Origin of the sequence: Cellulomonas sp. NPDC057328, assembly GCF_042667215.1 — a bacterium.
GTDB lineage: Bacteria > Actinomycetota > Actinomycetes > Actinomycetales > Cellulomonadaceae > Cellulomonas.
Genome location: NZ_JBHUZW010000132.1, coordinates 1 through 10583, shown reverse-complemented (window position 1 = coordinate 10583; position 10583 = coordinate 1). Strand labels below are relative to the sequence as shown.

The window sequence follows — 10583 nt, the reverse complement described above, 5'->3', positions numbered from 1 at the left end:
GGCCCGGACCGCTCGGCGGTCCGGGCCTCGTGGGCGTGCGGGGTCAGACGGTCGCGAACCGTCGCGCCACGAGCACCTCGGCGATCTGCACGGCGTTGAGCGCCGCGCCCTTGCGCAGGTTGTCGTTGCTGATGAACAGGGCGAGGCCGCGGCCGGCGGGCGCGCCCTCGTCCTGGCGGAGGCGGCCGACGAACGACGGGTCCTGCCCGGCGGCGACCAGCGGCGTCGGGACGTCGGCGAGCTGCACGCCCGGCGCGGTCGACAGCAGCTCGGTCGCGCGCTCGACCGTGATCTCGCGCTCGAACTCGGCGTTGACCGACAGCGAGTGGCCCGTGAACACCGGCACCCGCACGCACGTCCCGGAGACCAGCAGGTCGGGGATGTCGAGGATCTTGCGCGACTCGTGCCGCAGCTTCTGCTCCTCGTCGGTCTCGTGCAGCCCGTCCTCGACGATCGACCCGGCGAGCGGGATGACGTCGAACGCGATCGGCGCGACGTACTTCTCCGGCGACGGGAACGCGACAGCCCCGCCGTCGTGGACGAGCCCGAGCGTGTCCTGCTCGACGACCGCGCGGACCTGCCGGTCCAGCTCCTCCGCCCCGGCGAGGCCCGACCCCGACACCGCCTGGTACGTGGACACGACGAGGCGGCGCAGGCCGGCCTCCGCGTGCAGCACCTTGAGCACCGGCATCGCGGCCATCGTGGTGCAGTTCGGGTTCGCGACGATGCCCATCGGGATCTCGTCCAGCGCGTCCGGGTTCACCTCGGACACCACCAGCGGCACCCGCGGGTCGCGGCGCCACGCGGACGAGTTGTCGACGACGATCGCGCCCGCCTCGGCGAACCGCGGCGCGTGCTCCTTCGACGTCGAGCCGCCGGCGGAGAACAGCGCCAGGTCGATGCCCGACAGGTCGGCCGTCGCGACGTCCTCGACGACGACGTCCTCACCGCGCCACGGCAGCGTGGTGCCCGCCGAGCGCGCGGACGCGAAGAACCGGATCGAGCCGACCGGGAAGTCGCGCTCGTCGAGCAGGCGCCGCATGACGGTGCCCACCTGGCCCGTCGCGCCGACGACCGCGACCCGCAGCCCGTTGTCCGCCATGCCTCAGCGCCCCGTCCCGCCGTACACGACGGCCTCGTCCTGCTCGGAGTCCAGCTCGAACGCGGTGTGCACGGCGCGCACCGCGTCGTCCAGCGAGTCCGCCCGCGTCACCACGGAGATGCGGATCTCGGAGGTGGAGATCATCTCGATGTTGATGCCGGCCTCCGACAGCGCGGCGAACAGCCGGGCCGAGACGCCGGGGTGCGACTTCATGCCCGCGCCGATGAGCGAGAGCTTGCCGATCGCGTCGTCGTACTGCAGCGACTGGAAGCCGATGTCCGGCTGGTGCGCAGTGAGCGCCTGCGTCGCCGTCGCGCCGTCCGTCGCCGGTAGCGTGAAGGAGATGTCCGTCAGGCCCGTCGCGGCGGCGGACACGTTCTGCACGATCATGTCGAGGTTCACGCCCGCGGCGGCGACGACCTCGAAGATCCGCGCGGCCTTGCCGGGCACGTCCGGCACCCCGACGACGGTGATCTTGGCCTCGCTGCGGTCGTGCGCGACGCCGGCGATGATCGGCTGCTCCATGGTCGTGTCCTTGTCGAGGTCGGGGTCGGGCTCGTTCGTCACGAGCGTGCCGGTGTGCGTCGAGAACGACGAGCGCACGTGCACGGGCACCTCGTACCGGCGCGCGTACTCGACGCAGCGCAGCATGAGGACCTTCGCGCCGCTGGCCGCCATCTCCAGCATCTCGTCGTAGCTGATCCGGTCCAGCTTGCGCGCGTTCGGCACGATGCGGGGGTCGGCCGTGAACACGCCGTCGACGTCGGTGTAGATCTCGCAGACGTCGGCCTTGAGCGAGGCCGCGAGCGCGACGGCGGTGGTGTCGGAGCCGCCGCGGCCGAGCGTCGTCACGTCGTTGGTCGACGGGTTGACGCCCTGGAACCCGGCGACGATCGCGACCTCGCCGCGGGCGACCGTGTCGCGGATGCGGCTCGGGCTGACGTCGATGATGCGGGCCTTGCCGTACACCTCGTCGGTGATGACGCCGGCCTGCTGGCCCGTGAACGACTTCGCCTCGACGCCGAGGTTGTTGATCGCCATGGCCAGCAGCGACATCGAGATGCGCTCGCCGGCCGTCAGGAGGATGTCCATCTCGCGCTGCGGGGGCAGCGGCGTCACCTGCTGCGCCAGGTCGATGAGCTCGTCCGTCGTGTCCCCCATGGCGGAGACCACGACGACGACGTCGTGGCCGGCCTTCTTCGCCTCCGTGACCCGCTTCGCGACGCGCTTGATGCTGGTGGCGTCGGCGACGGACGAGCCGCCGTACTTCTGCACGATGAGGGCCACTGGTCGCAACGCTTCCCGTCAGGTCGGTCGGGGGACCGGGCGAGTGTAGGTCCGGACCAGGATGCGGACGGGTGTGATTTCGACAGACGGACAGCGGCGTCCGGGCGCCTGAAGCGTTTGGGGACCTGGCCGCGCGCACCGTGCCGGGCGCACGCTCACCTCGTCGAGTGCGACCCGCCCCGCCCCCGGGCACGTCGCCGCTGCACCGCGCCGCACCACCGCGCCCGTCCGGGGAGAACCATGACCGCCACCCGCCTCACCGCCCGCGCCCGCGCGGTCGTCGCCGTGCTCGTCGCGGTGCTCCTCACGTCCCTGGGCGTGCACGTCGCCACCACGGCGCAGGCCGTCGAGACGTGCGCCGTCCAGTGGACCGCCAGCTCCTGGCCGGGCGGCTTCGTCGCCGAGGTTCGGGTCACCACCGGCCCCGCGCGCGACGGCTGGACGCTCACGTGGGGCTCCGGTCGGCACACGCTGACCAACGGCTGGAGCGCGCAGGTGTCGGAGAGCGGCGGGACGTGGACCGCGCGGAACGCGGCGTGGAACGGCCGGGTCCCCGCCGGCGGCACGGTGACGTTCGGCTACCAGGGCACGTCGACCGTCCACCCCGCGCCCCGGCCGGACTCGTTCCGCCTCGACGGGGTGCTGTGCGAGGGCGAGGCCCTCCCGCTGCCGACGGACCACGGCGGCCCGCCGACGCCGACGCGCACGGCCACGCCGACCGCGACCCCCACGGTGACGCCGACGTCCGTCCCGACGCCGACGGTCGCGCCGACGCCCACCGCCACGCCGACCGTCGTCCCGACGCCCACGCCCACGCCGACCCCGACCCCGACCCCGACCCCGACCCCCACACCCACGCCCACGCCCACGCAGCAGCCCGGCACCTGCAGCGGCGCGTTCTGCGACGGCTTCGAGACGCAGACGTCCACCACCCCGTCGGCGCCGTGGACGGTCGTGCACCCCGACTGCTCCGGCACGGGCCGCGCGAGCATCGACTCGTCCGTCGCCCGCAGCGGCAGCCGCTCGCTGCGCGTCGACGGCGCGGTCGGCTACTGCAACCACGTCTTCGTCCAGGCGCAGGGCGCGTCGCTGCCCGCGGGCGCCACGCCGCCCCCGGTCACGTACCTGCGCTTCTGGGTCCGGCACACCACGGCCCTGCCGGCGTCGCACGTGACGTTCCTGGCGATGCGCGACGCGAACGACGGCGGCAAGGACCTGCGGATGGGCGGCCAGAACGGCGCGCTGCAGTGGAACCGGTCGTCCGACGACGCGACCCTGCCCGAGCAGAGCCCGGCCGGCGTCGCGCTGTCCCGCCCGCTGCCCACGCAGCAGTGGCACTGCGTCGAGGCCCTCGTCGACGGGACGTCCGGCCGCCTGACCACGTGGCTCGACGGCGCCGAGGTGCCGGGCCTGGTCGCGGACGGCAGCCCGAACCACGACGTCGACCGCCAGTGGTACGCGAGGTCGTGGGCGCCGCGACTGACCGACCTCAAGCTCGGGTGGGAGAGCTACGGCGACGGCGCCGACACGCTGTGGTTCGACGACGTCGTCACGGGCGCGCAGCGCACCGGCTGCTGACCCGCCCGCACCGGAGGAGAGCACGATGACCGCCCGCCGCCTCACCACGCGCACCCGTGCGCTCGTCGCCGTGCTCGCCGCGGCCGTCCTGACGGCGACGAGCCTGACCGCCGCGGCGCTCAACGGCACGGCCATGGGCCTGACCGCCGAACGGTGCAGCGCCACGTTCCGCACGCACACCTGGCCGGGCGGCTTCGTCACGCACGTCCGCGTCACGACGCCGACGGCCCAGACCGGCGGCTGGGTGGTCGAGTGGATGGACGTCGTCCCGGGCACGGCCCCCGTCAGCGGGTGGAACGCCACGGTGACCGCGACCCCCGTGCAGGGCTCGACGTACTCGGGCTCCGCCTACTCGGCGCGCTACCACGCGTGGAACGGGTCGGTGGCGGCGGGCGGCACGCTCGAGTTCGGCTTCCAGGGCACGAGCACCGCCGCGCCGCGCGACCCGATGAACGTGCGCCTGAACGGTGAGGTCTGCACGGGGTACCCGGTACCCACCCACGGCTGGGGCCTGCCGACGTCGACCCCGACCCCCACGCCGACGCCCACCCGGACCTGGAACCCGGTCCCCACGCCGACGGGGTCGGGCACGGCGACACCGGCGCCCACGACCACGCCCGGCGGCACCCCGGGGGCCTGAGCCGGCCGCCGGTGCGGGGCGACGAGATCGTCCACCCCGCACCGGCGGCTGACGGCGCACACCCACGTGTCCGACCAGGGGTGGACCCGCCGCCCGGGACCGCGGGCCTACCGTCGGCGCATGCCCGACGACCCGCTCGCACCCGACGTCGCACCCGGCAGCGCGCCCCGCAGCGCCCCCGCCGCCGTCCTCGCCGCGCACGGCATCGAGGTGCGCGGCCTGCGTCGCGCGTTCGGCGCCGTGCAGGCGCTGGACGGCGTCGACCTCGTCGCCCGCGCCGGCGCCGTGACCGCGCTCGTCGGGCCCAACGGCTCCGGCAAGACGACGCTGCTGCTGGTGCTCGCCGGGCTGCTCGTGCCGGACGGGGGCGAGGTGCGCGTCGCCGGCGCCGACCCGGTGACGCAGTCGGCCGCCGCCCGCGCGCGCACGGGGTGGATGCCCGACGCGTTCGGCACGTGGGACTCGCTGACCGCGCGCGAGGTGCTGACGACGTTCGCGGACGCCTACCGCGTCCCGCGCGCGACCGTCCCGGGGCGCGTCGAGGAGCTGCTCGCGACCGTGCACCTGTCCGAGTACGCCGACCGGCCCGCCGCCGTCCTGTCCCGCGGGCAGAAGCAGCGGCTCGGCCTGGCGCGCGCGCTCGTGCACGACCCGCAGGTGCTGCTGCTCGACGAGCCGGCCAGCGGCCTCGACCCGCGCTCGCGCGTCGACCTGCGCGTGCTGCTGCGCCGCCTCGCCGACGAGGGCCGCACCGTCCTCGTCTCCAGCCACGTGCTCTCCGAGCTCGAGGAGATGGCGGACGACGCCGTGTTCCTCTCGCGCGGGCGGACCGTCGCCGGGCACGTCGCCGACGACGCGACGGCCGCGCGCCGCACGTGGCGCGTCCGGGCGCTGGACCGTGCGGTGCTCGTCGCGTGGCTCGACGGCGCCGGCGTGCCGTGGCGGGCCGACGACGACGGCGGCGTGCTGCTCGACCTCGACGGCGACGCGGCCGCCGCGGCGCTCGTGCGGGACGCCGTCACGGCCGGCGTCCCCGTGGTGCAGGTCGCGCCCGCGGGCGGCGCGCTGGAGCAGGCCTACCTGGCCCTCGACGAGGAACGGCGGTGACCGGCGTGAGCACGCAGGCGCAGGACGTGACGACGACCCGGCCGGCCGACGCGGGCGGCGGCACCTGGTCGCTGACGTGGCACGGCGTGCGGACGGTCGCGGCGCTCGAGCTGCGCCAGCGCGTGCGCTCGTCGCGCTGGAAGACGGCGCTGGTCGTGTGGGTCGTCGTGGTCGGCGCGATCACGCTGCTGTCGTCGGGGGCCCTGGCCGCGATCAGCCGGACCGAGTCGGACCCGCCGTCGCGCGGCCCGCTGCTGTTCGCGATCGTCACCGTGCTGGTGCTGGGGCTCGGGCTGCTCGTCACGCCCACGCTCACGTCGACCGCCGTCAACGGCGACCGCGGGGCGGGCACGCTCGCGACGCTGCAGGTCACGCTGCTGTCGCCGGTCGAGATCGCCGTCGGCAAGCTGCTCGCGGCGTGGTCCGCGGCGCTCGCATTCCTCGTGGTGAGCGTGCCGTTCCTCGTCGTGGCGCTCGCGCTCGGCGACGTGCCGGTCGCGGCGCTGCCGCGGGTCGTCGTCGTGGTCGCCGTGCTGCTCGTCGCCGTCTGCGGCGTCGGCCTCGGCTGGTCGACCGTCGCCGCGCGGCCCGCCGGGTCCACCGTGCTGACGTTCCTCACGGTCGCCGGGCTCACCGTCTTCACGCCCGTGTTCTTCGGCATCGCGTTCCCCACGGTCACGCAGACGGAGACCGTCACGGTGCACGGCATCCCGCCGGAGCAGTGGGCGGACCTCGACGGGCTCGAGCTCCAGAACGGCGTCCCGGCGGACGCGACGTGCGAGACCTACACCGACGAGCGCGAGGTCACGCACACCGACCGGATCTGGTGGCTGCTCGCGCTCAACCCGTTCGTCGTCGTCGCCGACGCCGCCGGCACGTCCCCGGCCGGGGCCGACGAGGCGGTCGGTGCAGGGCGGCTCGACCCGCTCGGGACGGTCAGCGAAGGCGTCCGGTACCTGCGCGGCGGCCCGGCCGACGTGGTCGAGGAGTGCTGGCTCGAGGACGCCGCGTCGAGCGCGTTCGGACCCGAGCAGGAGCGCGCGGGGGCCGTCTGGCCGTGGGGCCTCGCCGCCAACGTGTCGCTGGGCGTGCTCGGCTTCGTCGTCGCCGTCCGCCGCCTCCGCATCCCCCAGCGCACGCTCGCCCGCGGCACCCGCGTCGCCTGACCCCCGCCCCCACCGCCACCGCCGCCCACACCGCCACCCACACGACCGCGAACGGAATGCCGGTGCGGTTCTGACGCCTCAGAACCGCACTGGCATTCCGTTCGGCGGGTGGCTTGGCGGAGGTGGGCGGGGCGTCAGGGCTGGAGGGCGTCGTACTCCGCCTCGGCGGCGACGTCGTCGTCCACGTCCAGACGGACGTGGGCGATGATCGTCTGCAGCGCGCGCAGCGTGCTCGCGGCCCGCTCGCCCCAGTCGGACAGGTAGCTGAACTGCCACCACCACAGCGCCTCGAGCACGTGCCCGCGGTCGTGGTGCGCCAGGCCCTGCGTGAGCGCGCCGACGATCGCGACGAGGTCGCCCGAGATCGTCGACTCCTCGATCTCCGGGCCGAGGATCGGGTCGATGACCTCGACGTACTCGTCGATGCCGTCGAACAGGTTCGCCAGGTTCACGCGCAGCGGCTCGAGGTCGGCGTCGGGGCCGACGTCCGGCTCGAAGCGGGACGGCGGGACGACGTCGGTCGTGGCACCGAGCCGCGCACCCGCCGCCAGCAGGTCCGACACCGCGAGGAGCAGCAGCGGCATCGACGCCTCCGGGGCGGACCCGGCGGCGACCTCCGTGACCGTCGCGAGGAAGCTGCGCGACTCCTGCGCGACGGACTCGCCGATCTCGCGCAGGTCGGCGTCGGCGAGCGGACGCTCATCGTCCAGGGACGCGCCTGCCGGGGGGACGTCGCCCCCGCGCTGGTCCTCGGTCATCTCGTCGTCCCTCTCGCTGGTGTGCGCCGCACGGGCGGCGCGGTCGTCGTGGGCGCCGACGTCACGCGCTCAGCCGTCGTCGGCCCTCGAAGGCGCGGCCGAGCGTCACCTCGTCCGCGTACTCGAGGTCGCCGCCCACCGGCAGGCCGGACGCGAGCCGGCTCACGGTGAGCCCCATGGGCACCAGCAGCCGCGCCAGGTAGGTGGACGTGGCCTCACCCTCGACGTTCGGGTCGGTGGCGAGGATGACCTCGGTGACGGTGCCGTCGGCGAGGCGCGTCATGAGCTGGGCGATCCGCAGGTCGTCGGGGCCGACGCCCGCGATCGGGTTGATGGCGCCGCCGAGCACGTGGTACGTCCCGCGGAACTCGCGCGTGCGCTCGATCGCGACGACGTCCTTGGGCTCCTCGACGACGCAGATGACCGCCGGCGACCGGCGCGGGTCGCGGCAGATGCGGCAGCGCGGCTCCTGCGCGACGTTGCCGCACACCTCGCAGAACTGCACGCGCGCCTTGACCTCGGTCAGCGCGTCCGCCAGCCGGCGCACGTCCGACGGGTCCGCGCTGAGGATGTGGAACGCGATGCGCTGGGCGCTCTTGGGACCGACGCCGGGCAGCCGCCCGAGCTCGTCGACCAGGTCCTGGATCGCGCCCTCGTACACCCCGCCAGCCTAGGCGCTCGGCGGGCCGCCGGCGGCGTCGTGCGCGCGCAACCACGCGACCACCTCGTCGGCATGCGCGTCGGGCGGGAAGACGGGGTGGAAGACGTGCTCGACGACGCCGCCGCGGATTACGAGCGTGAGCCGACGCAGGTACGTGCGGCCGCCGAGCGCGAACGTCGGCAGGCGCAGCGCCCGCGCTGCAGCGCCGTCCTCGTCCGACAGCAGCGGATACGGCACGTGCAGGCGCTCCGCCGCGGCGCGCTGGTCGGCGGCCGACTGGCCCGACAGGCCGAGCACCTCGCCGGCGCCGGCGGCGCGCAGCTCCGCGAGGTGGTCCCGCATCGAGCAGACCTGGGCGGTGCAGCCGCGCGCACCCGGGAACGCGTCCCACCCCTCCGGCAGCGGGACGCCGGGCGTGCCCGTCATCGGGTAGACGAAGACGACGGCCCGGTCGAGCGCCGACAGCTCCACCGCCGCGCCCGCCGTGGACGGCAGCGCGACCGCGGGCAGGCGCGCACCCGGCAGGTGCCGCGCGGCGCCGTCGTCGACGGGCGCGGGCAGGTCCGGTGGCAGCTGGGCCAGCGCGTCGGCGGCCGGGACGTGGGGGGCGGGCACGGCCGCCACGGTCGCGGGCGACGCGTCGGACGTCAAGGTCGGGCCCGGTCCGCGGGACCGCCCGGTGCAGCCGTGCCTCGGCCCGGCGCGGGCGGGCGTCGCGGCGTCAGGCGTCGCGGTGCAGGGCGCCGAGGGCGTCGAGGACCCGGTCGAGGCCGAACCGCCACGCGTGGTCCGGGCTGTACGCGGCGCCCTGCTCGGCGCCGGCGGCCGCGCCGACGCGCTGCGCCAGGGGGTGCGCGTCGGCGAGGTACGCGGCGAGCCGTGGGCCCCACGTCCCCCACTCCGCGGCCATGGCGGCACCGTGCGGGTCGGGCCGGCGGGCGCGCGCGGCGCCGCGGACGAAGTCGAGGACGAACGTCAGGGCGGCGTCGCGGTCGGCGTCCGGCAGGTGCAGCGGGTCCAGCGCGTGGAGCTCGTGGTCGTACTTGGCGATGGTGCCCGGCCCGAGCGCCGTGCGCTGGTCGGCGACGTCGAGGAGCCACGGGTGCTCGGTGAGCAGCGTCAGGTTGGTCTCGGCGACCGCGCGCACGCGCCGGCGCCAGGTGCGGTCGGCGAGGGCGTCGGCGGCGGAGGCGTGGTCGGCGGACGTGTCGTCGGCGTACGGCTCGCGCGGCATCGCGGCGTGGACCGCGTCGGCCATGAGGACGTGCAGGTCGTCGAGGCTCCCCACGTGCGTGTAGAGGGCCATCGCCGAGACACCGAGGACGCCGGCGAGCCGCCGGGCGGTGACGGCCGCGAGGCCCTCGGCGTCGGCGAGCGCGACGGCGGCGTCGACCGCGTCGGAGGCCGAGACGCGGGCGCGCGGCCCGCGCGTGCCGCCGCGGGGCGCGTCCGGGTGGTCGCGCCAGAGCAGGTCGACGAGGTCCCGCGCCATCTCACCCCACCGTCCGGGAACACCGCGTCGCGGCTGACGTTGTACAGCGTACGTAGTTGTGTGGTCCCGACTCAGGAGGTCCCGTGCACGCCAGCTCCATGAGCTTGTCCCTCAACGTGCCGGACGTCGAGGCGTCCGCCCGCTTCGCGACCGAGCACCTGGGCTTCGTCCGCGGCATGGCCGCCGACGGCTTCGTCGCGCTCGAGCACTCGCAGGCGCACGCCCACGTGGCGCTGCTGCGCACCGGGCTGTCGTCGTTCCGGCCCGCGTCGCACGCCGGCGCGGCAGGCCAGGGCCTGCTGCTGGCCTTCGTGGTGGACGACCTCGACGCGGAGTTCGCCCGCATCGCGGCCGCCGGCGCGCAGGTCGTCACGCCGCCCGAGACCGAGCCGTGGGGCGAGCGGTACTGCCAGTTCGTCGACCCGAACGGCATCGTCTGGCAGCTCGTGCAGTGGGTGTGACGGTCGCCGGCGGGCGGTTCACAGCCCGCCGTCGACCTGCTCGTCGATGACCCGGCCGCCGAGCACCTGCATGACCAGCGGCGCGCCGACCAGCCCGGACGACGAGATCGTCGGGTCGTCCGGGCTGGGCTCGTCGGGCTCGGCGGTGCGCGCCTGGCTCTGCGCGGCGCGCGCCGCCGCGATGCCGCGCTCCCGCGCCGACGTGGGGGCGCCCGTCGCGGGCGCCGGTGCGGTGCCCGTCGCGTGCGCCGCCGTGGGGGCGGCGCCGGCGGGGCGCGTGGGCGCCGGCCGCCGGGAGCCGCCGTCGTCGGGCGGCGGCGACGCCCACGGG

Annotated in this window: 11 protein-coding genes and 1 pseudogene; 5 read left to right on the top strand and 7 right to left on the bottom strand. The window is 75.6% G+C overall.

Features of this window, described 5'->3' with window-relative positions; genetic code table 11:
* Window positions 1-43: 43 nt before the first annotated feature.
* Complete coding sequence (locus ACFUMH_RS16950; RefSeq protein WP_378208344.1) at window positions 44-1102, bottom strand: aspartate-semialdehyde dehydrogenase; 1059 nt, start codon at window positions 1100-1102, stop codon at window positions 44-46.
* Window positions 1103-1105: 3 nt separating this feature from the next.
* The gene (locus ACFUMH_RS16945) at window positions 1106-2389 is read right to left on the bottom strand and encodes an aspartate kinase (protein ID WP_378208341.1); all 1284 of its coding nucleotides are present in this window, start codon (window positions 2387-2389) and stop codon (window positions 1106-1108) included.
* Window positions 2390-2629: 240 nt separating this feature from the next.
* Here ACFUMH_RS16945 and ACFUMH_RS16940 point away from each other — a divergent pair, with 240 nt between their 5' ends.
* The 4 genes from ACFUMH_RS16940 (at window position 2630) to ACFUMH_RS16925 (ending at window position 6880) form a co-directional block, all read left to right on the top strand.
* Window positions 2630-3967 carry a cellulose binding domain-containing protein gene (locus tag ACFUMH_RS16940; protein WP_378208338.1) on the top strand — a complete coding sequence of 446 codons (1338 nt, stop codon included), beginning with the start codon at window positions 2630-2632 and terminating at the stop codon, window positions 3965-3967.
* A 25-nt stretch (window positions 3968-3992) separates the two neighbouring features.
* Complete coding sequence (locus ACFUMH_RS16935) at window positions 3993-4607, top strand: cellulose binding domain-containing protein (protein WP_378208335.1); 615 nt, start codon at window positions 3993-3995, stop codon at window positions 4605-4607.
* A gap of 120 nt (window positions 4608-4727) precedes the next feature.
* Window positions 4728-5714 (top strand): ABC transporter ATP-binding protein, encoded by a 987-nt coding sequence (locus tag ACFUMH_RS16930; protein WP_378208332.1) that lies wholly within the window; start codon window positions 4728-4730, stop codon window positions 5712-5714.
* Window positions 5715-5719: 5 nt separating this feature from the next.
* Window positions 5720-6880: an ABC transporter permease gene (locus tag ACFUMH_RS16925; protein ID WP_378208329.1), complete on the top strand. Its 1161-nt coding sequence runs from the start codon at window positions 5720-5722 to the stop codon at window positions 6878-6880.
* 134 nt (window positions 6881-7014) lie between these two features.
* Here the strand turns inward: ACFUMH_RS16925 and ACFUMH_RS16920 are convergent, their stop codons facing one another.
* The 4 genes from ACFUMH_RS16920 to ACFUMH_RS16905 all read right to left on the bottom strand — a co-directional run bounded on the left by ACFUMH_RS16920 (window position 7015) and on the right by ACFUMH_RS16905 (window position 9791).
* On the bottom strand, window positions 7015-7638 hold the full coding sequence (locus tag ACFUMH_RS16920) for a DUF5063 domain-containing protein (protein WP_378208326.1): 624 nt from the start codon (window positions 7636-7638) through the stop codon (window positions 7015-7017).
* A 61-nt stretch (window positions 7639-7699) separates the two neighbouring features.
* Window positions 7700-8299, bottom strand: coding sequence for a recombination mediator RecR (gene recR / locus ACFUMH_RS16915; protein ID WP_378208323.1), 600 nt, complete (start codon window positions 8297-8299; stop codon window positions 7700-7702).
* Between the two features lie 9 nt (window positions 8300-8308).
* Window positions 8309-8914: a peroxiredoxin gene (locus ACFUMH_RS16910; RefSeq protein ID WP_378208320.1), complete on the bottom strand. Its 606-nt coding sequence runs from the start codon at window positions 8912-8914 to the stop codon at window positions 8309-8311.
* 106 nt (window positions 8915-9020) lie between these two features.
* Complete coding sequence (locus ACFUMH_RS16905; protein WP_378208317.1) at window positions 9021-9791, bottom strand: TetR/AcrR family transcriptional regulator C-terminal domain-containing protein; 771 nt, start codon at window positions 9789-9791, stop codon at window positions 9021-9023.
* 98 nt (window positions 9792-9889) lie between these two features.
* On the opposite strand from ACFUMH_RS16905, the gene ACFUMH_RS16900 reads away from it, so the two are divergent.
* Entirely contained in the window at window positions 9890-10252 is a 363-nt protein-coding gene (locus ACFUMH_RS16900) for a VOC family protein (protein ID WP_378208314.1), read from the top strand.
* Between the two features lie 18 nt (window positions 10253-10270).
* On the opposite strand, the pseudogene ACFUMH_RS16895 reads toward ACFUMH_RS16900, so the two are convergent.
* A pseudogene (locus ACFUMH_RS16895) lies at window positions 10271-10583 on the bottom strand (DNA polymerase III subunit gamma and tau); the annotation flags it as partial.

What these genes read in the sequence shown, in the direction of transcription:
- ACFUMH_RS16950 (WP_378208344.1), bottom strand. Translation starts at nt 1,102, where the DNA reads ATGGCGGACAACGGGCTGCGGGTCGCGGTCGTCGGCGCGACGGGCCAG.
- ACFUMH_RS16940 (WP_378208338.1), top strand. Translation starts at nt 2,630, where the DNA reads ATGACCGCCACCCGCCTCACCGCCCGCGCCCGCGCGGTCGTCGCCGTG.
- ACFUMH_RS16935 (WP_378208335.1), top strand. Translation starts at nt 3,993, where the DNA reads ATGACCGCCCGCCGCCTCACCACGCGCACCCGTGCGCTCGTCGCCGTG.
- ACFUMH_RS16930 (WP_378208332.1), top strand. Translation starts at nt 4,728, where the DNA reads ATGCCCGACGACCCGCTCGCACCCGACGTCGCACCCGGCAGCGCGCCC.
- ACFUMH_RS16920 (WP_378208326.1), bottom strand. Translation starts at nt 7,638, where the DNA reads ATGACCGAGGACCAGCGCGGGGGCGACGTCCCCCCGGCAGGCGCGTCC.
- ACFUMH_RS16905 (WP_378208317.1), bottom strand. Translation starts at nt 9,791, where the DNA reads ATGGCGCGGGACCTCGTCGACCTGCTCTGGCGCGACCACCCGGACGCG.
- ACFUMH_RS16900 (WP_378208314.1), top strand. Translation starts at nt 9,890, where the DNA reads ATGAGCTTGTCCCTCAACGTGCCGGACGTCGAGGCGTCCGCCCGCTTC.